At 66.0% G+C, this 25,000-nt stretch carries 20 protein-coding genes and 1 riboswitch; of the genes, 5 read left to right on the plus strand and 15 right to left on the minus strand.

Features of this window, described 5'->3' with window-relative positions:
* The first annotated feature begins 174 nt into the window (after nt 1-174).
* Entirely contained in the window at nt 175-2,202 is a 2,028-nt protein-coding gene (locus tag AC3WTC_RS13510) for a sodium-translocating pyrophosphatase (RefSeq protein ID WP_080149889.1), read from the plus strand.
* Nucleotides 2,203-2,295: 93 nt separating this feature from the next.
* Here the strand turns inward: AC3WTC_RS13510 and AC3WTC_RS13515 are convergent, their stop codons facing one another.
* Genes AC3WTC_RS13515 through AC3WTC_RS13535 form a run of 5 tightly spaced genes read right to left on the minus strand, consistent with a single transcriptional unit; the run spans nt 2,296 to nt 5,247 of the window.
* Nucleotides 2,296-3,015: an energy transducer TonB gene (locus AC3WTC_RS13515; RefSeq protein ID WP_080149888.1), complete on the minus strand. Its 720-nt coding sequence runs from the start codon at nt 3,013-3,015 to the stop codon at nt 2,296-2,298.
* A complete protein-coding gene (exbD, locus tag AC3WTC_RS13520) occupies nt 3,012-3,437 on the minus strand; it encodes a TonB system transport protein ExbD (protein ID WP_032976747.1) in 426 nt (141 codons plus the stop codon). Before exbD ends, AC3WTC_RS13515 begins: the two co-directional genes overlap by 4 nt.
* A gap of 8 nt (nt 3,438-3,445) precedes the next feature.
* Complete coding sequence (exbB, locus tag AC3WTC_RS13525; RefSeq protein ID WP_032976748.1) at nt 3,446-4,174, minus strand: tonB-system energizer ExbB; 729 nt, start codon at nt 4,172-4,174, stop codon at nt 3,446-3,448.
* The gene (locus tag AC3WTC_RS13530; protein ID WP_080149887.1) at nt 4,161-4,628 is read right to left on the minus strand and encodes a YbaN family protein; all 468 of its coding nucleotides are present in this window, start codon (nt 4,626-4,628) and stop codon (nt 4,161-4,163) included. The genes exbB and AC3WTC_RS13530 overlap by 14 nt, the downstream gene beginning before the upstream one ends.
* A gap of 31 nt (nt 4,629-4,659) precedes the next feature.
* Nucleotides 4,660-5,247 (minus strand): biliverdin-producing heme oxygenase, encoded by a 588-nt coding sequence (locus AC3WTC_RS13535; protein WP_025874168.1) that lies wholly within the window; start codon nt 5,245-5,247, stop codon nt 4,660-4,662.
* A 107-nt stretch (nt 5,248-5,354) separates the two neighbouring features.
* Here AC3WTC_RS13535 and AC3WTC_RS13540 point away from each other — a divergent pair, with 107 nt between their 5' ends.
* The gene (locus AC3WTC_RS13540; protein WP_032976752.1) at nt 5,355-5,612 is read left to right on the plus strand and encodes a DUF2789 domain-containing protein; all 258 of its coding nucleotides are present in this window, start codon (nt 5,355-5,357) and stop codon (nt 5,610-5,612) included.
* A gap of 142 nt (nt 5,613-5,754) precedes the next feature.
* Here the strand turns inward: AC3WTC_RS13540 and AC3WTC_RS13545 are convergent, their stop codons facing one another.
* The 5 genes from AC3WTC_RS13545 to AC3WTC_RS13565 all read right to left on the minus strand — a co-directional run bounded on the left by AC3WTC_RS13545 (nt 5,755) and on the right by AC3WTC_RS13565 (nt 11,438).
* Entirely contained in the window at nt 5,755-8,670 is a 2,916-nt protein-coding gene (locus AC3WTC_RS13545; RefSeq protein WP_080149886.1) for a TonB-dependent receptor, read from the minus strand.
* Nucleotides 8,671-8,838: 168 nt separating this feature from the next.
* Nucleotides 8,839-9,780, minus strand: a complete 942-nt coding sequence (locus AC3WTC_RS13550) for a FecR family protein (RefSeq protein ID WP_080149885.1) — start codon at nt 9,778-9,780, stop codon at nt 8,839-8,841.
* A gap of 103 nt (nt 9,781-9,883) precedes the next feature.
* The gene (locus AC3WTC_RS13555) at nt 9,884-10,384 is read right to left on the minus strand and encodes an RNA polymerase sigma factor (protein WP_025874164.1); all 501 of its coding nucleotides are present in this window, start codon (nt 10,382-10,384) and stop codon (nt 9,884-9,886) included.
* Between the two features lie 86 nt (nt 10,385-10,470).
* Nucleotides 10,471-10,947 carry a hypothetical protein gene (locus tag AC3WTC_RS13560; protein ID WP_080149884.1) on the minus strand — a complete coding sequence of 159 codons (477 nt, stop codon included), beginning with the start codon at nt 10,945-10,947 and terminating at the stop codon, nt 10,471-10,473.
* Nucleotides 10,947-11,438 carry a hypothetical protein gene (locus tag AC3WTC_RS13565; protein ID WP_025874162.1) on the minus strand — a complete coding sequence of 164 codons (492 nt, stop codon included), beginning with the start codon at nt 11,436-11,438 and terminating at the stop codon, nt 10,947-10,949. Before AC3WTC_RS13565 ends, AC3WTC_RS13560 begins: the two co-directional genes overlap by 1 nt.
* Nucleotides 11,439-11,620: 182 nt before the next feature.
* On the opposite strand from AC3WTC_RS13565, the gene ppa reads away from it, so the two are divergent.
* Both ppa and AC3WTC_RS13575 read left to right on the plus strand, forming a co-directional pair.
* Nucleotides 11,621-12,157, plus strand: a complete 537-nt coding sequence (gene ppa, locus AC3WTC_RS13570; RefSeq protein WP_005410935.1) for an inorganic diphosphatase — start codon at nt 11,621-11,623, stop codon at nt 12,155-12,157.
* A 151-nt stretch (nt 12,158-12,308) separates the two neighbouring features.
* A complete protein-coding gene (locus AC3WTC_RS13575; RefSeq protein ID WP_025874160.1) occupies nt 12,309-13,430 on the plus strand; it encodes an HDOD domain-containing protein in 1,122 nt (373 codons plus the stop codon).
* 235 nt (nt 13,431-13,665) lie between these two features.
* On the opposite strand, the gene AC3WTC_RS13580 is transcribed toward AC3WTC_RS13575, so the two are convergent.
* The 5 genes from AC3WTC_RS13580 to thiC all read right to left on the minus strand — a co-directional run bounded on the left by AC3WTC_RS13580 (nt 13,666) and on the right by thiC (nt 22,820).
* On the minus strand, nt 13,666-16,554 hold the full coding sequence (locus tag AC3WTC_RS13580) for a TonB-dependent receptor domain-containing protein (protein ID WP_059065027.1): 2,889 nt from the start codon (nt 16,552-16,554) through the stop codon (nt 13,666-13,668).
* 49 nt (nt 16,555-16,603) lie between these two features.
* Nucleotides 16,604-17,503 (minus strand): helix-turn-helix transcriptional regulator, encoded by a 900-nt coding sequence (locus tag AC3WTC_RS13585; protein ID WP_025874158.1) that lies wholly within the window; start codon nt 17,501-17,503, stop codon nt 16,604-16,606.
* 115 nt (nt 17,504-17,618) lie between these two features.
* Nucleotides 17,619-19,943, minus strand: a complete 2,325-nt coding sequence (locus AC3WTC_RS13590; RefSeq protein WP_025874157.1) for a winged helix-turn-helix domain-containing protein — start codon at nt 19,941-19,943, stop codon at nt 17,619-17,621.
* 259 nt (nt 19,944-20,202) lie between these two features.
* On the minus strand, nt 20,203-20,874 hold the full coding sequence (locus AC3WTC_RS13595; RefSeq protein ID WP_032976761.1) for an ion channel: 672 nt from the start codon (nt 20,872-20,874) through the stop codon (nt 20,203-20,205).
* A 101-nt stretch (nt 20,875-20,975) separates the two neighbouring features.
* Entirely contained in the window at nt 20,976-22,820 is a 1,845-nt protein-coding gene (gene thiC, locus AC3WTC_RS13600) for a phosphomethylpyrimidine synthase ThiC (RefSeq protein ID WP_025874155.1), read from the minus strand.
* A gap of 93 nt (nt 22,821-22,913) precedes the next feature.
* Nucleotides 22,914-23,015, minus strand: a riboswitch (TPP riboswitch).
* Between the two features lie 247 nt (nt 23,016-23,262).
* Here thiC and AC3WTC_RS13605 point away from each other — a divergent pair.
* Complete coding sequence (locus AC3WTC_RS13605; protein ID WP_080149882.1) at nt 23,263-24,840, plus strand: BCCT family transporter; 1,578 nt, start codon at nt 23,263-23,265, stop codon at nt 24,838-24,840.
* Nucleotides 24,841-25,000 lie beyond the last annotated feature (160 nt).

A 25,000-nucleotide genomic window follows, 5' to 3' on the forward strand; every position in this document is an offset into this window, starting at 1 on the left:
CATCCGGGCGCGGGTGCACGCATACTGCGGACACCAGGGAATGCTGAACACCGCCATACGTCGGACGACCACCAAGGTCGGTACGGGTTGGTTCCAGGCTGCAGCCCGTCGTCCCCCTCGTGGTGCCGTTCATCGCCACTGGATGCTTGTCCATCCATTCTGCGGAGGGGTCTAATGCTGGAACGTCACGGGCTGTCATTGGCGCTGGGCTGCGCCATTCTCGCGATCCTGTACGGAATCGTCTCGGCGCGCTGGATCCTGCGCCAACCCACCGGCAATGAACGCATGGTCGCCATCGCCACGGCCATCCAGGAAGGCGCGCGCGCCTACCTCAACCGCCAGTACCTGACCATCGGCATCGCCGGCGTGGTGCTGTTCGTGCTGGTCGGCATCTTCCTGAGCTGGTACACCGCGATCGGCTTCGCGGTCGGTGCGGTGCTGTCCGGTGCGGCGGGCTACATCGGCATGAACGTGTCGGTGCGCGCCAACGTACGCACCGCAGAGGCGGCGCGCCACGGCATCAGCGCGGCAATGGACGTGGCCTTCCGCGGCGGTGCGATCACCGGCATGCTGGTGGTCGGCCTGGGCCTGCTCGGCGTGGCCGGCTACTACGCGTTGCTGCTGCGCATGGGCCTGCCGATGGAACAGGCACTGCATGCACTGGTCGGCCTGGCCTTCGGCTCATCGCTGATCTCGATCTTCGCGCGCCTGGGCGGCGGCATCTTCACCAAGGGGGCCGATGTCGGCGCCGATCTGGTCGGCAAGGTCGAAGCAGGCATTCCCGAAGACGACCCGCGCAATCCGGCGGTGATCGCCGACAACGTCGGCGACAACGTGGGCGACTGCGCCGGCATGGCCGCCGATCTGTTTGAAACCTATGCGGTCACCGTGATCGCCACCATGCTGCTGGGCAGCCTGATGCTGGCCGAGGCCGGCGCCAATGCGGTGCTGTATCCGCTGGTGCTGGGCGGTGTTTCGATCATCGCTTCGATCATCGGCGCGCTGTTTGTGAAGGTGAAGCCCGGTGGCTCGATCATGGGCGCGCTGTACAAGGGCGTGATTGTCTCCGGTGTGCTGGCAGCGATCGCGTTCTATCCGATCACCACAGGACTGATGGCGGACAACGTGCACGGGCCGATGGCGCTGTATGGCTGTGCGCTGATCGGCCTGGTATTGACCGGCCTGATCGTGTGGATCACCGAGTACTACACCGGTACCCAGTACAAGCCGGTGCAGCATGTGGCACAGGCCTCGACCACCGGCCATGGCACCAACATCATCGCCGGTCTCGGCATCTCGATGAAGTCCACCGCCCTGCCGGTGATTGCCGTCTGCGCGGCGATCTGGGGCGCGCACGCGCTGGCCGGGTTGTACGGCATCGCCATCGCCGCCACCGCAATGCTGTCGATGGCGGGCATGATCGTCGCACTCGATGCCTACGGGCCGATCACCGACAACGCTGGTGGCATCGCCGAGATGGCAGAGCTGCCTTCGGAGATCCGCGACATCACCGATCCGCTGGATGCGGTGGGCAACACCACCAAGGCGGTCACCAAGGGCTATGCCATCGGTTCGGCAGCACTGGCCGCGCTGGTGTTGTTCGCCGACTACACGCACAACCTGCAGGCGGCCAATCCCGGTCAGGAGTTCCGCTTCGACCTCAGCGACCACACGGTGATCATCGGCCTGCTGATCGGTGGCCTGATTCCGTACCTGTTCGGTGCGATGGCGATGGAAGCCGTCGGTCGCGCGGCCGGCGCGGTCGTGGAGGAAGTGCGGCGGCAGTTCCGCGAGATTCCCGGCATCATGCAGGGCACCGCCAAGCCGCAGTACGACAAGGCGGTGGACATGCTGACCCGCTCGGCAATCCGCGAAATGATCGTACCGTCGCTGCTGCCGGTGGCCGTGCCGGTGGTGGTCGGTCTGCTGCTGGGGCCACGCGCGCTGGGTGGGCTGCTGATCGGCACGATCGTCACCGGGCTGTTCGTGGCCATTTCGATGACCACCGGCGGCGGTGCCTGGGACAACGCCAAGAAGTACATCGAGGATGGCCACTTCGGCGGCAAGGGCAGCGAGGCACACAAGGCAGCGGTGACCGGCGACACCGTCGGTGACCCGTACAAGGACACCGCCGGCCCGGCGATCAACCCGCTGATCAAGATCATCAACATCGTGGCGCTGCTGCTGGTGCCGTTGCTGTAGATCCACGCCATGCGTGGATGGCGGCTCCGATGGGGTCGCCTCCGATGGGGTCAGAGCCCTTTCCTGTGGAAAGGGATCCGACCCCGCCGACGATCACCGCCCGCGCAGGAAGAACGCGACGGGCACCATCACCTCCACCGGGTCGCCGGCCACATCGGCCGGCGGCGCCGGCACCGGGCTGGCGCGCTGCACCGTGTCCAGCGTCTCCTGGTCGAGCAGTGCGAAGCCGCTGCTGCGCTCGATACGCGGCGCCGATACGCGGCCGTCGCGGGCAACGGCAAAGCGCACATAGGCCACGCCCTGCTGGCGCAACCGTTCGGACTGGCGTGGATAGCGCCGATGCTGTTGCAGGTGTCCCAGCAGCACCCCCTGCCAGGTGGCGTTGGCACTGCTGCGTTCGCCGGCCGTGGTACGGGGTGCGGCGTAGCTCGCTGCGGCCTGGGCAGGAACGTCCGGCGGCGCCAGCGTGCGATCGATGTTGCTGTCCGCCGCTTCCTCTGCCGGTTTCGCAGGTGGCTCGGCCGGGGCCGCCAGTTCGCCTTGGGGCAGCGCCGGCGCCTTGATCCGTTCTTGTTGCTTGGGCACGGTCACGCGCCGCTGCTGCTCCTGCTGCAGCGGTCCGGCCGGCAGCGCGCGCGGCGGTACCGGTGGGGCCTGTGCGGCGGGAGCCAGTTCCAGCATCAAAGCGGCAGGAGGTGCCGCTGCCACGACCGGCGGCGTACGCGATGCCCACCACCACGCCGTAGCGATCAGCACCGCATGGGCCAGCAGCACGATCGCCAGGCTGGTTGCCCAGCGCTGCAGCCCGCTCATCGTGCGCCCTGCTCCAACCCGACCAGGGCGACCTTCAGGTAACCGGCACTGCGCAACGCATCCAGCGTCGCCATCAGGTCTCCATAGGAGACCCGCTGATCGGCACGCAGATAGAGGCGCTGCGACGTATCGCCGTGCGTTGCCGAGCGCAGCGCAGAGGCGAGGCCATCGCGTGCCACCGGCGCCTCGCCCACCCGCAGCGACAGATCGGCCTGCACGGTCACATACACCGGCGCATTTTCTGCCGGCGCCGCCTGCGCACTGCTGGCAGGAAGCTGCACCGGCACCGACACCGTGGCCAGCGGCGCGGCCACCATGAAGATGATCAGCAGCACCAGCATCACGTCGATGAAGGGCGTGACATTGATCTCGTGAGCTTCTTCCGGGGTGTCATCGCGTGTGGATGCGGTCCTGATCGCCATGGCGTGCCTCAGTTCACTGCACGCAGCGTGCCTGTCGGCGCCCGGCGTGCAGCCCGATCCAGATCACGCGACACCAGCTGCTGCACAGCCGCGGAAAGATCGCCCAGCAGGCCGCGCAGGCCTGCCAGCACCCGAGTGAAGTGGTTGTAGACCAGTACCGCCGGGATCGCCGCGACCAGACCGAGCGCTGTAGCCAGCAGCGCCTCGGCAATACCTGGCGCCACCACGGCAAGGTTGGTGGTATTGCTGTGGGCGATGCCGATGAAGCTGTTCATGATGCCCCACACGGTGCCGAACAGACCTACGAACGGCGCCACCGCGCCAATGCTGGCAAGCACGCCGATGCCACGACGCTGGTTGCGTGCGGTCTCCAGTTCCAGGCGCTCCAGTCGTGATGCCACCCGCTCCTTGATCCCCTCGCGGTGATCAAGTTCCTGCGACAGATGCAGTTCGGTGCGCGCGGCATCCAGCATGGCTGCGGCGATGTTCTGCTGCAATGCGGGCTCGCCGCCTGCGACCGGCAGGCTGGGTGCCGACAGCAGCACGCTTCGCGCCAGGCGCAACGCGCGTGCCTGCCGGGCCAGTTCCCAGCCCTTGGCCAGCAGCACGGTCCAGGTGGCCAGCGAGGCCACGGCCAAGGCGATCATCACGCCCTTCACCACCACATCGGCGGCCAGGTACATGCCCCAGGGGGTCAGTGCGGGGGCGGCCATGGGAGCCAGATCAGCAGGCAGCATCGTCGGAGGTTCCATTGGAATCGGTAGAAGTAGTGCGACGGCGGGCAGCGCGCGGATCGGTGGCGTCGTCCACGCCCACCAGCGGCGCTGGATCGAAACGGGGCGCCGGTCGACTCAGGACATAACCGGCACTGACCGCAAAGAACAGGCCCACGCCCAGCAGCAGACGCCAGGACGGGTGTGCGCCCCAGCAGAACATCGCGAATCCCACCGCCATGCCGGCGCTGGCAAACGCCTTGCCTTTGCGCGATACCGCGCCCTGCTCACGCCACAGGCGCAGCGACGGACCGTAGCGCGGATGGGAAAGCAGCCGCTGTTCGAACCTGGGCGAACTGCGTGCAAAGCAGGCCACCGCCAGGATCAGGAAAATGGTGGTCGGCATGACCGGCAGCAGTGCGCCGATCACCCCCAGCGCGACCATCAACCAGCCGAGCGCGAACCAGAGCCAGCGCATCAATCGCGCGCCGGCGGGCGGTGCAGGGACATCAGGAGAACTCCACTTCGACATGGCCGTGCACGCTGCGGAACGCGGCATCGGCGGCATCGATCACTTCCTGTTCCTGTGCCGGCGACAGCACCACTGCATCGAGAGCAGCAGTGAATTCGCGCCAATGCCGCGCGGCCCCATCGGGATGTGCCGCCAGGTGACGAGCACCAAAGCTCCGATCCAGGCCGAGTGCAGCGGCCATCTTGTAGAGCACGGTGCCGCCCAGGTTGGAACCTTCGGCAACATACAACCAGCCCAACGCGGTCGGCAGCGGCAGGTCGTCGCGGAGGGCCGCGATGTCCTCGCCCGGCAGCGCCTGCTCCAGGTCCTGCAGGTCGCAGCGCACCTGCTGCAGGCGGCGACGCTCCGCCAGGTCCGGCAGCAATGCGTCCAGCGCAGGGCTTGCGTACAACGCGTCGATGCTGCGGTGGAAGCGGTACTGCACGCGCAGGAAGCGAGCGAAATTGCGGCGGTCGGCGAAGATGTCGCCGGCCATGATGCGCTTGTCGAGGGCGCCATGGCTGTCACGGGTGGCGGCCTTCAGCCGCACGCTGCGGCTGTCTTCGAGGGATGTCTGAACGGTCATCGGGAGTGCCAGGGAAAGCGTCCCCCTGTAGACGATCCTGGCGAGGGTTCCCCCAACCCTGCTTGCGTCGATAATGCAGGTTCCTTTCCATTGCCAGGGCACCACCGATGATCACCACCGAACCGCGCATGACCAACCTGTTCCTGCAGCTGGGCCTGGATGCCAGTGCCGAGGGCATTGCCCGGTTCATCGCCGACCATCAGCTGGCCGCCGGCGTGGAAGTGGCCGATGCCCCGTACTGGAACGAGGCCCAGCGCCAGTTCCTGGCCGAATCGCTGCAGGCCGATGCGGCGTGGACCACCGTGGTGGACGAGCTGAATGAAGCCCTGCACGAAGCGGCGGTGAAGGCCGCGACCGGGCTGTAAGCGCCTGGCGGCAGCGCCGGGCATGGCCCGGCGCCCCCCAGTAGATCCACGCCATGCGTGGATGACCGGACCCGATGGGGCCAGATCCCTTTCCGTGGGAAAGGGATCCGACCCCTCCACCGGTGCAAGCGTGGAGGGTTGATCAATACCGCCAGGTAAAGGCCAGTCGCGCAGTCCGCCCAGGTGCGGGCATCACGCCCAGCGCCAGCGGATCCAGGTAGTAGCGGTCGGTCACGTTGTCCACGTTCGCTTCCACCGACAGCTGGTCGTTGAAGCTCCAGCTCGCAAACAGATCCACCAGCGTGGTCGGCCGGTACAGCTGCTGGATCGCCGACAGGCCGACGTTCCATTCCTTGTCCAGCTTGCTGATCGGGCCAGCGTTGTGGACCACGCGGGTGCCGAAGGTCAGCCGCTCGTCGAACAGGCGCGAGCCCAGGGTCAGGTTAACCATGTAGCGCGGCGGGTTCTGGGTGTTGCTGTAGGAGCCTTCGAAACCACCATCAACGCAGTCCGGCGTGCCGACCAGTTCCTCGATCCTGCGCTGGACACCGTAGGCGCGGCGTTCGGCCGCGATGTCCGGTGCGCAGGTCTTGGCCTTGAAGTAGTAGTGCGCCGACAGATCGGCAAACACCTTGCCGCTGTCATAGCTGGACTGGAACTCCATGCCCGACACCTTGAAGCGGTCGACGTTGCGGATCAGTCCGGCCGACAAGGTGCGGTAGTCGCGGGTGATCAGGTCATCGATGCGGGTATCGAAGTAGGCCAGCTTCAGCGCCAGGCGGTCACCGGCAGTGAACAGGTCGTGCTGGATCGTGCTCGCGCCCAGTTCCCAGCTGTGCGCACGCTCGGGCTTGAGTTCATCCACCGGCTTGGCCGCGGTGAACAGGCCGAGCGTGGTTTCGAACAGACTCGGCAGCTTGGTGCCTTCTGCGTACTTCAGGTAGACCATGCTGTCTTCGCTGAAACGGAAGGCCACACTGGCGGTCGGCGAGAACGCGCTGTCACGACGTCGGATCGGCTGCGACCAGGTCCAGCTCACCGGTACCTTCAGGTCCTCCGCGGCGTCAGCGTCATGGAAGTTCCAGCCACCGATGTCACCGACGGTACCCTTCTTGTACGGGGAGGCCAGCAGCGACTCCTGGGTGAAGTTGCCGTTGGCGTCCGGATACCAGTTCAACAGGGCGATGCGCTTGGCCCGCCACGACGGCAGCTTGGGATTGCCGTTGAGCAGTTCGGTGTAGCGGTATTGACCCTGCACTTCGTATCCGTCCGGCGTGGCCAGGCGGTTGCGGTCATGCACGTCCACGCGGTTCCAGCGCCCACCCAGCAGCATCTCCCAGTGTTCGTCCGGTGCCCACTTCAGCGATGCCACCGCACTGTATTCCTTGCGCTCGGCATTGCGCAGGAAGCGGTTGTTGACCAGGTCGTCGTGCATGATCGGCCCGGAGCTGCCCGGGGCGATGTCCTCGTCGCTGTAGGACAGGCCGTAATCGAGGGTGAAGCGGCCGGCACTGCCGTCGAACACCGAGGTGTTGCTGGCGTCCAGGCCGAAGCGCTTCTGCCGCAACGGGTTGCGATAGGCATCCTTGTAGCCGGGATTGCCACTGAAGCTGGGTGCGTCGTACCACTCGGTGCGGCGATCGAAGTACCAGGGGGTGATGCCGGTCAGGCTGTTGTACATCACGCTGTCGGCGTCGGTGTACCACGCGTTGACGCGCAGGTCGATCAGCTCGCTGTCCGGGTTGAACCGGTAGCGCAGGCTGTAGCTGTCCATGTCCACATGGCCCGGATCCCACTGCGGCACGCGGTCGCGGTCGACGCGGATGATCTGCGACGCCATGATCTCGCCCGCAGTACCTTCGTAACGACGATAGCCCGCTTCCAGCGTCTGCGCGTCGTCGATGCGCCAGGTGCCCTTGAGCAGGGTCGACTTCGAGCGCGAGGAAGTGTTGAACACTTCGGTGCGCGGCGGATTCAGCGGCGCCAGCGTGCGACGGGTCTGCGGAAAGTCGTCATAGCCGTGCTTGCCGGAGAAGTAGTTGCCGTTGTCGCGGTATGCATAGGCGGCCACCAGGTCGAAGCGGTCCCAGTGACCGGCAGCGGCCACGTTGAAGAACTGGCTGCCGGTGGCACTACGATCGCTGCGCGGCGCGGCCTCGTAGCCGGGCAGGTTGTTGGCGCTGCCGTTGGCCAGCCCACCGCGCACGCGCACGCCGACATCACGCCCCTCGCGCAGCACGTCATCGACATTCAGCGTTTCCATTTCGACCACGCCACCGATGCCGCCGGAGGCATTGGCCTGCAGGCTCGGGCCCTTGGTGATGGTCAGGCGCGAGATCAGGTCCGGGTCGAGATAGGTGCGCTGCGACTGGCCGGCATAGCCACGGTAGGTGTCCATGCTGGACTGGCCACCGTCGATGATGACCGGCACCCGGCTCTGGCCCTGGATGCCGCGGATGTTGACGTCGAAGCCGTTGCCCACGCGCGGATCGCCCGCAGTGACACCGGCCACGCCCTTGACGATGTCGCCGTTGGACGTGCCGCGGAAACGCTCCAGCGCGACGCGGCCGATGGTGGTGGTCGACCCCACGCTGCGGTAGCTGTCGAGCAGGCGCGCTTCATCGCTGACCGCACCGCCCTGCACGCGGTCTCCGGCCACGCTGAGGGTATCGGTGACGATCACGCCGCCCGTCTGTCCCGCCGCAGCGACCTCCAGCGTGACCGCATCGGCGCTTACCCGGCGCACGCTCAGGCCGCTGCCGCGCAGCAGGCGGGCGAGGGCCTCGTCGGCTGACAGCGTGCCACTGACCGGTTGCGAGATCACGCCCTTGGCCAGCGTGCTCGGATAGACCACCTGCACACCGGACTGGCGCATGTAGGCGCGCAGTGCATCGTCCAGCGGTTGGTCGGGAATATCAAAGTGCTGTGCCGCTGCCGGAGCAGCGCTGCTGGACTGCGCCATCACGGCGGGGGCGGCGGTTGCCAGGCCGGCGGCCAGCAACGCGATGCACAGACGGGACGGGCGCGGTGCGCGGCCCGGGCGGCGGAATTCGTACATGGGGGAACCTGTCAGAGAAGCGTGGCCGCGGGCGCGGCATCATCCGCGCATGCGCGGACCCAACGACGTACGTGGCGGCGGCGGGTACGTTCGTGGATGAGACGAGTGGCGGCGCGCTTTCCCCAAGACCGATGCGTTGCATCCGCTGCATCCGCGCCTGGCGCGGTACTACCGGTACACGATCGCCACGCCCAGCGGCAGGCGGGTGACCTGCAGGCCGGCGGTGGCCGCCAGTGCATCCAGTGCCTGCTCCGGATGATCGACGCGCAGCGCCGCGCTCACGGCTGGAATCGTGGAAAGATCGCCGCGCACGAAGGTCGGCCCTGCGCGATAGCGGCCGACCGCGTGCACGGCGTCGGCCACACTGGCCTGCTCCAGCAGCAGTTCGCCCTGGCGCCAGGCGCCGACGCCATCCGCAGCAACGTCAGCCAGGCGCTGCACGCTTCGGTGCTCGCCATAGCTGGCACGTTGCCCCACCTGCAGATAGGTCCAGCCGCCATCGACAGGACTGGCCACGCGTACCCGGCCCTGCCCGACTTCGGTCTCCACCCCGGCCGCAACGTGGGCGACGGTGAAAGCTGTGGAGATGTCTTCCACTACACCGTTGCCAGCAGCAACGCTGAATCGCCTCTGCGCATCGGGCGCCACGTCGAACCAGGCGCGGCCACGCAGCAGTTCAACGCGACGGCGCTGGTCATCGAAGTGCACGGCGATCGCGCTGTCGGCATCGAGCACGGCGCGGCTGCCATCGGGCAGGTGCACATCCTGCACCCGGTGGCCGCTGCGATGATCCGCCTGCAGGCGCAACCAGGCATCGGGCCAGGCCACCAGCACCGCCAGCGCAGCGGCCGTGGCCATGGCCCAGCGCAGCCGCCGCGGACGGCGCGCTGCCTGCCTGCGTTCGGTGGCGGCCGGGCGCGGGCCCACACTGCGCCACAGCATGCGCTCATGCTCGAACGAACGCCGATTCGCGGGCTCGGCCAGCCACTGCTCGAACGCGTCCATGCGTGCATCGCTGATATCGCCGGACGCCAGGCACACAATCCAGTCCCTGGCCTGTTCGGCCACGGCATCATCGGCGGTGCTGCGGGGTGTCGGGGGCGGGCTCATCGGCTGGCAGGGGACACGGTCAGAGGTGGGCGGACGGACTAGAGCGCATGGGGGGCCTGCGAATCAAGACGCATGACGGGTGTGCGCCCCCAAGCCGGATCGTTCATCGGCCACTGCGCGCCCAGGCAAGCCGCTGCAGCGCGGTGCGTACGTGGTTCTCCACCGTGGTCACCGACACACCGAGGCGCCGGGCGATGTCAGCCTGGGTAAGGCCCTGCAGGCGATTGAGATGAAAGATGGTGCGCGTCGGCTCGGGCAGGTGGCCGGCGGCATCAAGCACACGCTGCAGTTCATCCTGCGCCATCACCTGTTCCTCGGTGGAGATCTGCTCGTCCTCCTGCCACAGGTAGTGCTCGGCCAGCAGGCGGTTGCGGCGCGTCGATTCGCGGCCGTGGTCGGTGGCGAGGTTGATGGCCAATCGATAGAGATAGGCGCGCGGATTGTCGATGCCCTGGCTGCTGTCTACCCCACGCGCCTTGAACCAGACCGCCTGGATCACGTCTTCGGCCCCGCTGTCGCCGCCGAGGATGCGCTGCACGCGTCGCAGCAGTGCCGGTCGTTCGCGGATCAGCAGTTCGGTCAGGGTGAGGGCATTGGAGGACATGCGCGGAGCCAAGGGACGGACAGGGCGGCGCGCATGCTACTCCGTTAATGCGAATAAATCACGTTTGCATTCGCAATGCATCGACGTCAAAGACAGTCTGTCAGCCCGTCATAGACGCTCGTGGTCGTACCGGGCAAGGGCGCGTGGATCGCCTCATCCCCGGAACCCACCTGCCAGACCTGCAGGAGCTGCTCCAACCGGGTTCCAGATGCCAGCGGCAGCACGCATGCATAGCTGCCAAGATCGACATCGATCCGTCCTTCCTTCCGCACCCAGGTATCGCTGCCGGCGAAGGTCCAGATACAGCTGCCGACCACACCTGTCGCTCGCTCCACCGAACAGCGCAGGCGCATGGCCCACAGGTTGTAGTACTGCCCCTCGCAGAACGTGTCGCCACAGACATCATCGAACCCGCGCACCAGCATCCGTTCGGCGGCCAGGAACCGCTCCCGGCCGGTCGCTGGATCGGGATAGTCACGGGCGTCCACGAACGCCGGCGCGGCCTGCGCAGCGCCAACCACCATCAGACCGCAGAGCAGCCATCGTGCCGGGAAAGTGCGCATCAGGCGTCCCTCCCCTGCGCCCGCAGGCAGTCGGCAAGCCCGTCGAACAGCCCATGATCGAGCCCGGGCAGCGGTGCCATCAGCCCATCCGGCGCCTCCAGCGCGGCAAAGAAGGCTTCAACCGGCACCCCGGGCCGCATCTCCACCGGGCAGGTCCAGCGACCGTTGTCGACCTGCACCTGGCCGGTGTCACCCTGCACCACCAGTTCGCTGGCCGCCAGCACCCACACACATCGCTGCACCGTGCCCCGATGGGCCAGCACCGCACAACGGAACTCCATCACCCGGTAGTTGCTGTAATCGCCTTCGCAGAAGGTATCGGCGCACACACGGTCGAACGCCTGTGCAAGCGCTCCCTCAAGCGCGTAGGCCCTGTCCCACCCGGCCTCCCGGGTCGGGTAGTGGATCAGGTCGACATGCGTCCCGCGCGCGAGCGCGGCCAACGGAGCAAGCAACAGCAGGACGCCGCAGCGCCAACGATTCCAGTTCATGGCAGGTCTCCTCGGTTCAGGGTTCCAGCCTGCCCCGGCCACCCGGCCGGCCCCATCGGGAAACCCCGGCCTGGCCGGTCGTCGGCTACCGCGACGGCCCGTCGGCGCCCCACCCTGCACAGCGACCGGCAAAGGCATAAAATGGAGGGCTATCCGTCTACATCCCCCACCTGGAGCACACCATGGGTCTGGAACTCGTCTCGCCCGGCAAGAACCCGCCGGAAGAAATCAACGTCATCATCGAGATCCCGAAGGATTCCGAGCCGGTGAAGTACGAAGTGGACAAGGAAACCGGCGCGATCTTCGTCGACCGCATCCTCTCCACCCCGATGCGCTACCCCTGCAACTACGGCTACGTGCCGAGCACCCTGTGCGGCGACGGCGATCCGGCCGACGTGCTGGTGGTGCTGCCGCTGCCGCTGGTCCCGGGTTCGGTGGTGCGCTGCCGTCCGGTCGGCGTGCTGAAGATGAGCGATGAGGCAGGCAGCGACGAGAAGATCCTGGCCGTGCCGGTTTCGAAGATCTTCAGCGGCTATGCCCACGTCGAGGACATCGCCCAGGTGTCCAGCCACTGGCTGGAGCGCATCGGCCACTTCTTCGAGCACTACAAGGACCTGGAGAAGGGCAAGTGGGTCAAGCTGGACGGTTGGGGCGGCGCGGCCGAGGCCAAGCAGATCCTGATCGAGGCGCACCAGCGCCACCTCGACAGCAAGGCCTGAGACTGAACAGCATTGCTCCGGCGCACGGCGTCGGAGCGATGCGGGTCACGTTTCATGACGGCGGCACATCACCTTTGCCGCCGTATTAGGTAAATTGCGTCACTTCACACGTCGTCGACATCGACCGTCGAGACAGCCAGGGGAATGTGTCGTGCGTATTCTGCTTGTTGGGGATACAGCCAGCCTGCCGGCTGAGCTGACCGAATTCATTGCCGATCTTGGGGAAGACTGGCAGCCGTTGACCGCCACCGATGGCCATGCCGCGATGACCGCGGTCGCCACCCAGGGCGTGGACGCGGTGATCGTCTGCCCGCAGTTGCCTGATCTCAACGCGACCACGTTGCTGGGACAGATCCGCACCTTGCGCCCGGAGACCATCCGCATCGCGCTGGTCGATGCACAGCATGGCAACCGGCCGCCGCCGGCGCGCCTGATCGGGGTCGCCCATCGCTTCCTGCCATTGCCGCTGGCACCAGAAGTACTGCTGGAAGCATTGACCAGCCTGGAAGAGCTGCGCGAAGTGCTGGACAGCCCGCGCCTGCGCGATGCCATCGGCCGCATCGAGAAGCTGCCTTCGCCGCCGCACCTGTACCTGAGCCTGACCCAGGCACTGGAACATGACGACGACGCCGACAGCGCCGATGTCGCCAAGCTGGTGGCCGCCGACCCGGCGATCGCGGCCAAGGTGCTGCAGCTTTCCAATTCGGCGTTCTTCAGCCAGGGCCGCACCATCGCCGACCTGCGCACCGCCGTGACCCGGCTGGGCCTGGCCACGCTGCGTGACCTGGTGCTGGCCAGTGAGGTGTTCTCCGCGCCTACCTTGTCCGGGGCCGAACGCAACTCGCTGCAGCAGCGTGCCTTGATGGCCTCGCGATTGGCCGCACGCCTGCTGCCCGACTCCAGCGCCGAACTCGGTGCCACCGCCGCCCTGCTGGCCGACATCGGCCTGCTGCTGCCGGGTGTACGCAACGAGCGCAGCGAACCGGAGCCGGCCGATGATGATCGCCCCGGGCATGCCGAAGCCGGCGCCTATCTGCTGGGCCTGTGGGGCCTGCCGATGCCGATCATCGAGGCGGTGGCGTTCCATCTGCAGCCGCAGCGCGCCAATACACGCAGCTTCTGGGTGACCGGTGCGGTGCACGTGGCACTGGCGCTGGTCAACGGCGACCCGGTGGATGAAGAATATCTGCAGCGCGCCGGTGTGCTGAACAAGCTGCCGCAGTGGCGCGAGCACGCCAACAGCCTGATGGGGCTGGTGCCGAGCGAGGCCTGAGGCACAGCGGCAGGCGGGTACGAAGGGGACGAAAGGCAGGCCGTGTGGCCTGCCTTTTTTCGTTGTGCCGGACGTTCATCCACGCATGGCGTGGATCTACTGGAGACGTGGATCAACCGTCGGTGACCGGGGGTTCGGCGCGCGCGGCGTGGACAGCCGCGTTGCTCGACCGCACAAACAAGAAGGGCGGACCTTGCGGCCCGCCCCCCTCTTTCTGCTGTCACGCTTCGATGGATCAGAAGCGCTGGGTGTACTTCATGTAGTAGTAGCGACCGATGTCGAAGCCACCGTAGTAGGAGAAGCTCGAGTTCGGCTGGCTGTACATGACCGGGCCTTCGTGGTTGAACACGTTGTTGGCACCGACCGAGACCGTAGCCTGCCACGGCAGGGTGTAACGCACCTGCACATCGTGGAAGGTGTTCGAACCAACCTTGCGGGTCGGCTGGCCCAGGGTGTAGGCCGAGTTGAAGTCAGGCAGGTTGCACTCGGTGTCGTAGGAGCACGGCTCCTTCATGCTCGAGTAGTAACGCACGGCCCAGTTGACGCCCAGGTTGCCCAGGCTCCAATCGACATTCAGGTTCGAGCGGACGCGGAAGTTCGCACCCCAGTCGCCGGTTGCCCAGCTGGTGTGCTGCTCGACCGGAGTCTCGGCTTCGTTGTCGCGCTTGTACTCGAGGTAATCGACGTAGGTGGTCTTCCAGTCAACCACGATCTTGCCGAAGGAGAACTCCGGCAGGCGGTACTTGATGCCCAGGTCGTAACCTGCGGTTTCCTGGTAGCCACCGTTGATCAGGGTACGGGTAACGTCGACCACCTGGTTGACGGTGCGGCCTTCGGTACCGCGGCTGAAGCGGTCACACGCCGACGCCACGCCCAGCACGTAGCACTGGTTGAGGATCGAGGTCACCGACTCGGCGGCGATCACGTTGTTGATGCGGATCTTCCACCAGTCCAGGCTGACGTCCAGGCCCTGCACGAAGTTCGGGCTGTAGACCAGGCCAGCAGTCCAGGTCTTGGAGGTTTCCGGCTGCAGTTCCGGGTTGGAACCCGACTCGAAGGCGCTGTAGGACTGGGTGCCCGGGCCGGTCGACTGTGCGCCACCGGAGGTGATCTGGCGGAAGTTCGCCGGAACGCCACGTGCGCCGCAGGCCGCGGCAACCGACGGATTGCGCGAAGCCGAGCCGAAGCTGCTGTCGCACGGATCGGTGTAGGCGTCGAAGGTCTGCGAGGTGCCGCCGTACATGTTGGCGATATTCGGCGCGCGGAAGCCCGTCGAATAGGTCGCACGCACCAGCAGGTCGTCGATCGGCTTCCACTTCAGGCCGAACTTGCTGTTGATCGTGTCGCCGAAGGTGTTGTAGTCCGAATAGCGACCGGCCATGTCGAGCGACAGTTCCTTGGCGAACGGCATGTCGGCCAGCACCGGCACGTTCAGTTCGACGTAGAACTCGTCGAGCTTGTAGCTGCCCTTGGTCGGTGCGCCGGCCAGGTCGGTGCTCAGGCCCGACTGCAGCAGTGCATCCGGGTTGTACTCACCGCTTTCCTGGCGGTGCTCGTAACCGGCAGCGATGGCCAGGTCACCGGCCGGCAGCGTGAACAGCGAACCGGAGATGTTGGCGCTGTAGGCCTTGGTGGTGTTGGTGTAGGTGTCGTGGCTCGGCAGGAACAGGTAGGCCTGCAGTGCCGGGTCAGCCAGCGAACCGTTGCCGGTGGAGCCGTACGGTGCGAGCGGGTTCCACGGGGTGCAACCGGCGATCACCTTGCCCGGGGTGCCGCAACGGGCAACGTCGCCGTCCATGAAGGACGGGCCGACGGCGTTCTGCACGTTCGGGATGAACAGGTTGCCGGTGCCGGTCTTGACGCCCTTGTTCTGGTTGTAGACGTAGCCCACGTCCCAGTCCCAGAACTTGTCGGCGAACTCGAACGAACCTTCCAGGCCGGCCGAGAAGCGGAAGGTTTCCTGCTCGGATTCGGTCTGGCGCGGGAACTCGGAGGTGCGACGGATGAAGTTCGCGTCCTTGCCCAGCGGGTTGTAGATGCTGTCGGCCGACAGCGGGGTGCCATAGACCTCGGACTGGTACGGGTAGCCGGCAATCTGCGAGGTCGCGGTGCGCTTGGTGTACAGCACGTTCGCGGTGGCGCGGATGTTGTCGGTCAGGTCGTAGTTGCCGTTGGCAAAGACCGAGCGACGGGTCAGCTTGTTCTGCAGCCACATTTCCTGGCTGGCATTGGTGTAGTCGGCGGTGCCGAACTCACGGAAGTCGCCCATGCCGTTGCCGGCACCGGTATTGGCACGGGTGTACCAGATATCGTCGTTGGCGTCCTTCGGGGTACCCATGTCGTCGATCAGCACGCCCTGGTTCGACGCCGGCGACCAGCCATTGGCATCGTCGTCGGTCGGGAACGGGTGGAAGCGGCCGTTCGGGTAGCGGCTGAAGGAACGATCCTTGGCCTGGACCTCATCTTCCTTGCTGTATTCGGCGCCGAAGGTGATCGAACCGCGCTCACCGGTCTGGCCGTAGACGAAGTTGTAGACCTGCTTCTGGCCGTCGCCCTGGCCGTACTGGCCACCGTAGACGCTGGCTTCCAGGCCGTCGAAGTTCTTGCGGGTGATGATGTTGACCACGCCGGCGATGGCGTCGGAACCATAGATGGCCGATGCACCGTCGGTCAGCACTTCGATGCGTTCCACGACCGAGGTCGGGATCGAGGCCAGGTCGGTGTAGCCGCCGGTGCTGGTGCCCATGCGCTTGCCGTCCAGCAGCACCAGGGTGCGCTCCGGGCCGAGGTTGCGCAGGTCGACGTACTGGCCGCCGACTTCTTCGCCGGAGCTCAGGGCATCGGCGCGGCTGATCGCCGGCGAACCGGTCGCCGACAGGTTCTGGACGATGTCGGCAACGCTGGTGAAGCCCTGCTTTTCAATGTCGGCGCGCTGCAGCGCGATCACCGGCTGCGCGGTTTCCATGCTCGCCTGGCGGATGCGCGAACCGGTGACCGAAATGCGGTCCAGGTCGGTCGTGCCGCCGGCAGCTGCGTCCTGCGCCGAAGCGAAGGACGGTGCCAAGGCAAGCGCAATGCCGGCCGGCAACAAGCCGAGCCGCACTGCAGGAATACGAACGTTCATCAATCTCTCCAAGGTACGTGTTAGTAGCGTGTTAAAACGCCGTAGCACGTTACGATTGCGTTGCAGCGCTGTATTTGCGCGACACAACCGGAGACTTTGCGGAGTGTGGCGGAAGCTGTCCGTCATTCTCGCGGAAGCGCGAGGCGGACTGGCCGTAGCGGGCGCGGAAGGCACGCGCGAAGCTGCAGCAGTTGTCGAAACCGCTGGCGGCAGCGACTTCGCCGACCATCATGTCGGTATCGCGCAGCAGATCGGCCGCACGTTCGAGGCGCAACCGTGCCGAAAGCGACTGCGGGCTTTCCTCGTACAGGCTCTGGAACGTCTTGGAGAGATACCAGCTGGAGAAGTTGGTCAGCTCGGCCAGTTCGCCGATGCGCACCACACGGTGGCTGTTGCCTTCCAGATACAGGCGCGCGCGCTGCATGCGACCAAACACCTGGCGCTTGCGGCTGCGCGAGCGGCCCGGGCAACGCTGTACGTTGTCGGCCAGGCTGCGCTGCAGACCGGCCAGATGCAGCAGCAACGGACGCAGTGCCTGCGCCGGCTGCCCGCTGGCGAGGGCGTCACGCCACAGGCGCAGCGCCACCCGCGCATCAGCGCGGTTCATCTGGCCACGACCGGCGTACAGGCCGCAGTCGGCCATTTCGGTCAGCACGCGCAGCGCTTCCACGTTCAGGTTCATGCCCACGCACAAGCCGTTGCGTCCGGCCTGGACCAGCGGCCTGGACTCCTTCTCGAACGCGATCCACTCGCCCTGGCGAAGCCGGAACCGCCCTTCCTTGGCTTCCACCCACGAGGTGCCGCGCACCTGCATCCAGACGCTGAAACTGGTGCCGGCGGTCTGCAGGCTGCCGAGGCGGGCAACCCCCATGCAGGTCGGCGCGACATCGTCGATCGCCTTGTCCAGGGATACGGTTTGGCCACGGTCGGCCAGCGAGAGTTGACGCATAGGGGCACCACGGATTTGCCAAGTACAGGCCTCCGTTTTGCCAAATGAGGTGACAGCGCGTCAGGAAAGACTGCCGAGATCGCCACGAATTCGCGGCGAGATCGTCACGAAGAAATTACGAAGGCCCTTTCTCGTTCAAGATCAATAATTTGGAGAATGCCGGGAACAGTGCGGGCGGTTGTTCGGGCAGTCGCATCACACCGATGTCGGCACCATCGCTGATGGCCAGGGCCAGGTACAGGCTGTTTCCGTCGGCACTGGCGCTCAGTCCATTGCCCGCGCTCAGCCGCTGGGCGTCCAGGCAACGCTCGGCTTCTTCGCGTCCGGACTGGATACGGACCAGGGTCGTGCCACAGCTGGCACTGCTGCCGAGGTAGTCGATGCTGCCGTTGCCGGCCACCGTCCAGGTCCGGTAGCGCCAGCGGCTGGGCCGGTCCTCACTGACCTGCTGCACGCTGGCAGGAGTCAACGCTGCGTCCACCGACCACAGCCCACCGGCTGCCAGCCGGGTGAACAGCACCCGCCCGGTACTGCGGTCGAAACGCGCCTGCGATACGCCTTCCAGGCTGGCCAACCGCCGCCATGGCTGCGCGCTGCGGTCGAACAGGCTCAAGCGGGTGTGCTGGTCGGCATCACGTTCGACCACCAGCAGCTGCTCCGCGTCTGCGCCGTACAACGCCTGCAATGGCTGCTCGGCGGGAACCGGAAGGCGATGCAGTTGTTCATCGCGCGGTGCGATCTCGTAGACAACCGCTTCGCCATGCTCATCGCGGCCCACCACCAGCAGATGCCGGCTGTCGGCCGACCAGTCGGGCGCCTGCCGTGCCTCGGGCTTCAGCCCCTCGATCGGCCGCAGCGACTCCGGCCGCTGCATGTCGGCCCACCACAGGGCGAAGCTGCCGGAACGATCGGAACTGAACACCAGTTGCCGCCCATCCGGTGCCACCATCGGTTGCCCGTCGCGGCCACTGGAGGCGAACAGGCGCTCACCGGCACCGCCCTGCGCGGGCATCCTGAACACCCCGAACTGCGCGCGCCGATGCACGAACGCAAGCATGTCGCCGCGGCGGGACACTGCCGGCCATTGCGCATCGTCGAGCCCGGCGTCGCGCAGCGTGCGGCGCTCGACGTCGAGGTAGTACAGGCGTGCTTCGCTGTCCACGCGGCGACCGAACACGATATGCCGACCGTCGCCCAGCCACGCCCAACCACGCAGTTCGGCCGATTCGGTGGTCAACTGCTCGGGCGTGCCGCCGCTGGCAGGCATCCGCCACAGGTCGCCCAGCTGGGGGTTGCGGACAAACACCAGCCATCGGCCATCCGGGGAATAGCGCGGGGCGTAGTCGAAATCATCCTCGTCGACAGCGTACTCCAGCGCACGCCATTGGCCGGTGGCCAGATCGAGCACGCGGATGCCGCGATGGGCATAGCGACCGACCATGCTGCCGAAGACCAGGCCACGACCATCGGGCGTCCAGTCGAAACTGAGCAGCTCGGTGCCGTCGCAGCGCGTGGCCTGGCGCACGGCGCCGCCGGTGGCGCTGGCGATCAGCACCTGGCAGCTGGCATCGGCACCAAAGCGGGCGAAGGCGATTTCGCGGCCATCGGGCGACCAGTTCGGGAAGCGGTCGCTGGCACCTGCCGGTGGCGACAGCAGCTGGCGCGCGGGGGCATTGCCGGAGGTCTGCACCTTGATAGCGTTGCCGCCGGTGCCATCGTCGTTGGCGCCTTCGTAGGCGACCTGCGATCCATCAGGAGAAAGTGTGGGATAGGTCTCAAAACCGGCCGTCGCGGTAATCAATCGATACGGCCGCTCAGGGCTTCCGATCACCCGCGTGCCGTTCTCCACTGCCGCATCCACCGGAGAATTCACCGGCGCCGGGCGGCGCAGCAGCAGTACGCTCAACACCACCAGCGCAAGCAGCATCACCACGCCCAGCGCCAGCAGCAAGCGACGGCGCAGACGGCGCCAGCGGCGGCTTCCGCGTTCAACCACCGGCACGCCGGCGGCGGCCACGGCATCCGGCGCAGGCGGCTGTGATGCGGTCGAGTCCTCTACAACGGCGATCGCATCGGTCTCGTGGTCCGCCAGCGGTTGCACCGGCACAAGCAGGCGGTAGCCGGTCTTGGCGATGGTTTCGATGTACGCCTGGCCGTTGTCGTCGTCGACGCTGAACGCCTTGCGCAGCTGGGTCACGGCCTGGGTCAGCACATCGTTGGTCGGCAGCGTGTCCGGCCACACTTCGGCGAACAGCTCGTCACGGGTCACCACCCGCCCCGGCTGCCGCATCAACATGCGCAGCACGCCCAGCGACTTGGGCGTCAAACGGCGTGTACGGCGGGCACCGGCGACTTCGACCTCACGCGAGGACAAAGTAACGATGCACTCACCGACGCGGACGCGGTCGGATTCAGGCGACTGGATTTCGCTGTTGATCATTCGTTGCTATGGGGCTGAAACAGGCCGCAAACACTGTTCACCATCGATCCCTTCCCATCCTTGGCACAGCAAGAAGCCAGATTCCGCACAAAGCATCGGCGCATACCGCAAAAAAAACGAAGCCTCCGGATATTAGCCTATGCGAGTTACCTCGCCTATCGCGTGGTCGACATCAGGCTCTCTCTCGCCGACGCATTCACATAATACGCATCATCATTCGCGCCCTTTTGGGCGCGATATTTTTATCTGGCGTTCATTTTCAGAAGCGTTTCAGCATGGTCAGGCCAACCAGCCGCGAAACCACCAGCGCTACGTACATGACGCCGGAAAACTGCTCCAGCATTACCAGCGCGCGGGCCTGCGGATGCAGTGGCACGACGTCGCTGAGACCTACCCCCGACAATAAGCTGAAGCTCAGATAAAGCAGCTCCATCCATGTGCGCTGCGCGCCGCCACTGGCGCCCTGGAAACTGCCCGGATACCACTGCTGACATACGGCAAAGGTAAAAGCGAATGCCCATGCCAGCAGAGTGAACGTGGCACCGGCGGCGAACAGCTCGTCGCGCGTCACTTTGTGGTCCTGCAGCATGTAAGCGATCAGCGCACCGGCGGTGTAGAAATACAGCAGGCTTTCCAGCAGCTGCGCGGTGATGCCCAGTGCAGGCCGGTCGAGCAGGGCCGCCGAAAGGGAAAACACCACCGCCGGGATGGCCAGCACCAACGCCAGCCATGTCCCCAGCGGGCTGCGCTGCACCACCCACAGTGCCAGGCCGAGCACGGCCATGCCGAATACGCCTACTGCCGCGCGCCCGGCAGCGGTTTCGTCCAATGCCGGGTACAGCAGTACCGACAGCAGCTGTGCGCCGAGCAGCCAGGCAGAGGGATGACGGCGGGCGATGGCCAGCCAGCGGGTGGTGACGGCAATGGGCATGGTTCCGTGTCCCCGGGGAACGATGGGGCGAGGATAGCGGCATGTCGGTGAGTTGGGTGACTGGACGGTGCCGGGCATGACCCGGCACTGCCCATCTGCGATCAGCCCTGCTGGTACACCTCGGCGCCGGCCGCCCGGAACTGCTCGGACTTTTCCTGCATGCCCTTCTCGGCGTACTCGCGCACGTCCTGGGTGATCTTCATCGAACAGAAATGCGGGCCGCACATCGAACAGAAGTGGGCCAGCTTGTGCGCGTCCTTGGGCAGGGTCTCGTCGTGGAATTCCTTGGCCTTCTCCGGGTCCAGGCCGAGGTGGAACTGGTCTTCCCAGCGGAATTCGAAACGTGCCTTGCTCAGCGCGTTGTCACGCACCTGCGCCCCCGGATGCCCCTTGGCCAGGTCAGCAGCATGGGCGGCGATGCGATAGGCCATGATGCCGTCGCGCACGTCCTGCCGGTTGGGCAGGCCCAGATGCTCCTTCGGCGTGACGTAGCAGAGCATGGCAGTGCCGAACCAGCCGATCATCGCCGCACCGATCGCGCTGGTGATGTGGTCGTAGCCCGGTGCGATGTCGGTGGTCAGCGGACCGAGCGTGTAGAACGGTGCCTCGCCACACTCGCGCAGCTGCTTGTCCATGTTCTCCTTGATCAGCTGCATCGGCACATGGCCGGGGCCTTCGATCATGGTCTGCACGTCGTGCTTCCATGCAATCTTCGTCAACTCGCCCAGCGTCTCCAGCTCGCCGAACTGCGCCGCATCGTTGGCATCGGCGATGCAGCCAGGACGCAGGCCATCACCCAGCGAGAAGGTTACGTCGTAGGCCTTCATGATTTCGCAGATGTCTTCGAAATGCGTGTAGAGGAAGTTTTCCTTGTGGTGGGCCAGGCACCACTTGGCCATGATCGAACCGCCGCGGCTGACGATGCCGGTAACACGCCTGGCGGTGAGTGGCACATAGCGCAGCAGTACCCCGGCATGGATGGTGAAGTAGTCCACGCCCTGCTCTGCCTGTTCGATCAGGGTGTCGCGGAAAATCTCCCAGGTCAGCGCTTCGGCGCGGCCGTCGACCTTCTCCAGCGCCTGGTAGATCGGCACCGTACCGATCGCCACCGGCGAATTGCGGATGATCCATTCGCGCGTTTCATGGATGTGCTTGCCGGTGGACAGGTCCATCACCGTGTCGCCGCCCCAGCGGATCGCCCACACCAGCTTTTCCACTTCCTCGGCAATGCCCGAGGACACCGCGCTGTTGCCGATGTTGGCGTTGATCTTGGTCAGGAAGTTGCGGCCGATGATCATCGGCTCGCTTTCCGGGTGATTGATGTTGTTGGGCAGCACCGCACGGCCGCGGGCGATTTCCTCGCGCACGAATTCCGGGGTGATGATCTGCTGGATCGACGCACCGAATGCCTCGCCAGGATGCTGCTGCAGCAGTGCGGCATCGCGGATGGCTTCCAGCCGCTGGTTCTCGCGGATTGCCACGAATTCCATTTCCGGGGTGATGATGCCGCGGCGCGCATAGTGCATCTGGGTGACGTTGGCGCCGGCCCGCGCGCGACGTGGCAGGCTGCGCGCGGGAAAACGCACCGGGTCCAGCTTCGGATCATGCTCGCGCGCGCGGCCGAACGAGGAGCTGAGGCCGTCGAGCTGTTCGGTGTCGTTGCGCTCCTCCACCCAGCCACGGCGCAGTGCCGGCAGGCCCGCAGACAGATCGATGCGCACGTCCGGATCGGTGTACGGGCCGGAGGTGTCGTAGACGGTGACCGGTGCGTTCTCTTCGCCACCGAACACGGTCGGCGTGCGGGTCAGCGCGATCTCGCGCATCGGCACCTGCAGGTCCGGGCGCGAGCCAGGCACGTGGATCTTGCGCGAGCCGGGTATCGGCCGGGTCACGGATTCTGAGAGTTGCTGGGCCTGTTGCTGCAGGGCGGAGAGCTGTGCGTTCATCGGGCATCGTCCAGGAAGGTCAGGGACGAAGCGGCGGCGCACTGCACCCGCGCACGGACGGCACCAAGGCGCTCCTTGGGCAGGTTCCGGGTACGGCTGCATTGCAAAGCTTCCCTACGCCGGTATGAGCCGGATCAGGTTCCAAGGGACTATCTCAACCGTGGCCACAAGGCCGCGGTACCCCCGCTTCTTGGTGGGCATTAGAGCATAGAAACCACTCGACCTTCTGCCCGTTCATCCACGCAGGGCGCAGATCTGCCGCACCCGCGTTAACAGAACCGTGACGTCGCATTCAGTAACGTGCACGCGCGCCGCACCGTTGCACGTGGCGCTTTCCCTGCCGCCATCGCGGTGCCTGTCCGGTGCGCGCACACTGTCGCCGGCCTACTCCCTGCAAGCTTTCGCTCGCTCCCCTCATTCCCTTGATCGGAGAAGCTCCTTCATGGTGTTTCGCATTTCCATCGCACTGGTGCTTGTCCTGGTGCTGCTGGCCGGCCTCGCGCCCGGCCCCTTCAATACCGTCGTGCAGGCGGCGCTGGCTGATGTCATCCGCAGCGTCGGTTGGCTGTACCTGCTGGTGGTGTTCCTGGCGCTGGTGTTCCTGATGTACCTGGCCTTCGGCCGCTTCGGCAACCTGCGCATCGGTGGCGAAGACGCCGAACCCGAATTTTCGCGCGCCAGCTGGATGTCGATGCTGTTCGCCGCCGGCATGGGCATCGGCCTGGTGTTCTGGGGCGCGGCCGAGCCGATCTCACACTTCACCAAGCCACCGGAAGGCATTGCGCCACAGAGCATGGATGCCGCGCGTGCCGCCATGCGCTACGTGTTCTTCCACTGGGGCCTGCATCCGTGGGCGATCTATGCGCTGATCGGTCTGGCGATGGCCTGGTTCCAGTTCAACCGCAACGGCGGTGGCCAGATCAGCGACATGCTGCAGCCGATCATCGGCCGCCACCATCGCGGTTGGATCGGAAAGGTGGTCAACATCTCCGCCGTGGTCGCCACCGCGGTCGGCGTAGCCACGGCACTGGGTTTCGGTACGGTGCAGATCGCCGCCGGCGTAGAACGGGTGTTCGGGTTGCACGCAGGCATACCGCTGCAGCTGACCATCATCGCAGTGGCGTTCGTGCTGTACATGGCCTCCTCGCTGAGTGGCGTGGGCCGCGGCATGAAGTGGTTGTCCAACGTCAATCTGGCGTTGGCGGCATTGCTGCTGGCACTGGTGCTGGTGCTCGGCCCGACCGGCGCCATCTTCAACACCTTCACCACCACGCTGGGCTCCTACCTCAACCAGCTGGTGACCATGAGCCTGCGCATGTCGCCGTTCTCGTCCAGCACCTGGGTGGCGGACTGGACGATCTTCTACTGGGCGTGGTGGATTTCCTGGGCACCGTTTGTCGGTTCCTTCATCGCGCGCATCTCGCGCGGGCGCAGCGTGCGCGAGTTCGTGGTGGGTGTGGTGCTTGCGCCAACCCTGTTGGGCTTCTTCTGGTTCTCGGTCTTCGGTGGCACCGCAATCTGGTCGCAGATCTTCGGCCACGCCGACCTGGTGCAGGCACTGGGCAACGGCTATGAGACGGTGCTGTTCACCCTGTTCGACAGCCTGCCACTGCCGTTGCTGCTGTCGAGCATCGCACTGGTATTGTTGATGATCTTCTTCGTGACCTCGGCCGATTCGGCGGTACTGGTACTGGCCACGATGTCCACCGACGATGCGGGTGAGCCATCGCGCAGGCACAAGATTGCGTGGGGTGTGGGCATCGCACTGATCGCGGGCGCATTGCTGCTGGCGGGTGGTCTGGAGGCGTTGCAGGGCATGATCACGATTGCGGCGTTGCCATTCGCGCTGCTGATGGTGCTGGTGATGGTGTCGCTGTACCGGGTGCTGGACCAGGAGTACACGCGGGAGCGGCGGCAGGCGCAGCGCCAGCGACGCATGATTGATGCGTGGATCGCACGCGAGATGGCGGCGCAGGAAGAGACCCAGGCGGAGGCGGCACGCGCGCAGGATCAGGATTGAGGTGTTTTGCAGCCTGCGGCTGCACCGCTTTTTTCAGGCAAAGGCAACGGCCGAAGCCAAGGCGGCTCTGGGTTGTTGCTTGGTTGGCGGGGCGGTGTGGGTGGGCAGGACACGCCGTAAACCCATCCCTGGGGGCTCGATGGCGCCATCCATGGCGCCA

It is taken from the genome of Stenotrophomonas sp. FW305-C-20-S1, from assembly GCF_058783335.1.

What these genes read in the sequence shown, in the direction of transcription:
- thiC (WP_025874155.1), bottom strand. Translation starts at nt 22,820, where the DNA reads ATGAACGCACAGCTCTCCGCCCTGCAGCAACAGGCCCAGCAACTCTCA.
- AC3WTC_RS13530 (WP_080149887.1), bottom strand. Translation starts at nt 4,628, where the DNA reads ATGCGCTGGCTCTGGTTCGCGCTCGGCTGGTTGATGGTCGCGCTGGGG.
- AC3WTC_RS13595 (WP_032976761.1), bottom strand. Translation starts at nt 20,874, where the DNA reads ATGCCCATTGCCGTCACCACCCGCTGGCTGGCCATCGCCCGCCGTCAT.
- exbD (WP_032976747.1), bottom strand. Translation starts at nt 3,437, where the DNA reads ATGGCGATCAGGACCGCATCCACACGCGATGACACCCCGGAAGAAGCT.
- AC3WTC_RS13550 (WP_080149885.1), bottom strand. Translation starts at nt 9,780, where the DNA reads ATGAGCCCGCCCCCGACACCCCGCAGCACCGCCGATGATGCCGTGGCC.
- AC3WTC_RS13585 (WP_025874158.1), bottom strand. Translation starts at nt 17,503, where the DNA reads ATGCGTCAACTCTCGCTGGCCGACCGTGGCCAAACCGTATCCCTGGAC.
- AC3WTC_RS13535 (WP_025874168.1), bottom strand. Translation starts at nt 5,247, where the DNA reads ATGACCGTTCAGACATCCCTCGAAGACAGCCGCAGCGTGCGGCTGAAG.
- AC3WTC_RS13540 (WP_032976752.1), top strand. Translation starts at nt 5,355, where the DNA reads ATGATCACCACCGAACCGCGCATGACCAACCTGTTCCTGCAGCTGGGC.
- AC3WTC_RS13515 (WP_080149888.1), bottom strand. Translation starts at nt 3,015, where the DNA reads ATGAGCGGGCTGCAGCGCTGGGCAACCAGCCTGGCGATCGTGCTGCTG.
- exbB (WP_032976748.1), bottom strand. Translation starts at nt 4,174, where the DNA reads ATGCTGCCTGCTGATCTGGCTCCCATGGCCGCCCCCGCACTGACCCCC.
- ppa (WP_005410935.1), top strand. Translation starts at nt 11,621, where the DNA reads ATGGGTCTGGAACTCGTCTCGCCCGGCAAGAACCCGCCGGAAGAAATC.
- AC3WTC_RS13560 (WP_080149884.1), bottom strand. Translation starts at nt 10,947, where the DNA reads ATGCGCACTTTCCCGGCACGATGGCTGCTCTGCGGTCTGATGGTGGTT.
- AC3WTC_RS13580 (WP_059065027.1), bottom strand. Translation starts at nt 16,554, where the DNA reads ATGAACGTTCGTATTCCTGCAGTGCGGCTCGGCTTGTTGCCGGCCGGC.
- AC3WTC_RS13555 (WP_025874164.1), bottom strand. Translation starts at nt 10,384, where the DNA reads ATGTCCTCCAATGCCCTCACCCTGACCGAACTGCTGATCCGCGAACGA.
- AC3WTC_RS13565 (WP_025874162.1), bottom strand. Translation starts at nt 11,438, where the DNA reads ATGAACTGGAATCGTTGGCGCTGCGGCGTCCTGCTGTTGCTTGCTCCG.
- AC3WTC_RS13545 (WP_080149886.1), bottom strand. Translation starts at nt 8,670, where the DNA reads ATGTACGAATTCCGCCGCCCGGGCCGCGCACCGCGCCCGTCCCGTCTG.
- AC3WTC_RS13510 (WP_080149889.1), top strand. Translation starts at nt 175, where the DNA reads ATGCTGGAACGTCACGGGCTGTCATTGGCGCTGGGCTGCGCCATTCTC.
- AC3WTC_RS13590 (WP_025874157.1), bottom strand. Translation starts at nt 19,943, where the DNA reads ATGATCAACAGCGAAATCCAGTCGCCTGAATCCGACCGCGTCCGCGTC.
- AC3WTC_RS13605 (WP_080149882.1), top strand. Translation starts at nt 23,263, where the DNA reads ATGGTGTTTCGCATTTCCATCGCACTGGTGCTTGTCCTGGTGCTGCTG.